The sequence below is a fragment of the Acinetobacter sp. YH01020 genome (assembly GCF_013420275.1).
Classification (GTDB): Bacteria; Pseudomonadota; Gammaproteobacteria; order Pseudomonadales; family Moraxellaceae; genus Acinetobacter; species Acinetobacter amyesii.
In genome coordinates this window covers 1-1,007 of the sequence record NZ_VOYN01000133.1, presented here as the reverse complement: position 1 = coordinate 1,007, position 1,007 = coordinate 1, and the positions used below count along the sequence as shown (strand labels likewise).

1 protein-coding gene is annotated in these 1,007 nt (G+C 36.7%); it reads left to right on the top strand.

The features are described 5' to 3' along the window. Positions 1–989 (top strand): IS4-like element ISAba1 family transposase gene (locus FTT85_RS18525; protein ID WP_179994544.1). Its coding sequence is split into 2 segments (ribosomal slippage), with 990 coding nucleotides annotated over them: positions 1–439 and positions 439–989; the frame shifts between segments, so codons are not numbered across the junction. This gene is flagged as partial in the annotation. Positions 990–1,007: the final 18 nt, after the last annotated feature.

Sequence of the window (1,007 nt, the reverse complement as noted above, 5' to 3'; positions counted from 1 at the left end):
AAGCAAACATGTAATCTTTCTTCTGCATCTAAAGCCTTGCCCATCAAGTGTTTACCACAATCATTTTATCGACGTATGCAGCGCTTCTTTGCAGGTCAGTATTTTGATTATCGTCAAATTTCTCAGTTGATTTTCAATATGTTTTCATTCGACCAAGTGCAACTGACTTTAGATAGAACCAATTGGAAATGGGGAAAACGAAATATTAATATCCTGATGCTCGCAATCGTTTATCGTGGAATAGCGATACCTATCCTTTGGACATTGCTTAATAAACGTGGAAATTCAGATACGAAAGAGCGTATTGCTTTGATTCAACGCTTTATAGCCATTTTTGGTAAAGACCGTATTGTGAATGTGTTCGCAGACAGAGAGTTTATCGGTGAGCAGTGGTTTACATGGTTAATTGAACAAGACATCAACTTCTGCATTCGTGTTAAAAAAACTTCATTGTCACCAATCATTTAGGAAAGAATCATAAAATTAGTGATTTATTTCGCCATCTTAAAGTTGGTCAAATTGAATGTCGTAAACGACGGATTTTGGTTGGTCGGGTGAAACTATATATAAGTGCACTACAGTTAGAAAATGGAGAGCTTTTACTCGTCGTTTCTCCTCAGTTTAATGCCAATGCTATTCAGGATTATGCATTACGCTGGGAAATTGAAACCTTATTCAGTTGTCTCAAAGGACGCGGGTTTAATCTTGAAAATACGCGCTTGACAGACCCTAGACGAGTGAAAAAATTGATTGCGGTGTTAGCTATAAGCTTCTGTTGGTGTTACTTAACGGGTGAATGGCAACATAATCAAAAAAAAGCGATAAAAATAAAGAAGCATGGACGACTCTCAATGAGTTTATTTCGCTATGGTTTAGACTATGTTCAAATGGCGATTCAGCGTTTAATTGGTTTTGGGAAAAAAGAAGAGTTTAAGGAAATTTTGGCAATTTTAAGAAAGCAGAATCCTGATAGGATAAGGGTTCTGTGAAATTTGTCGTGTACAGAG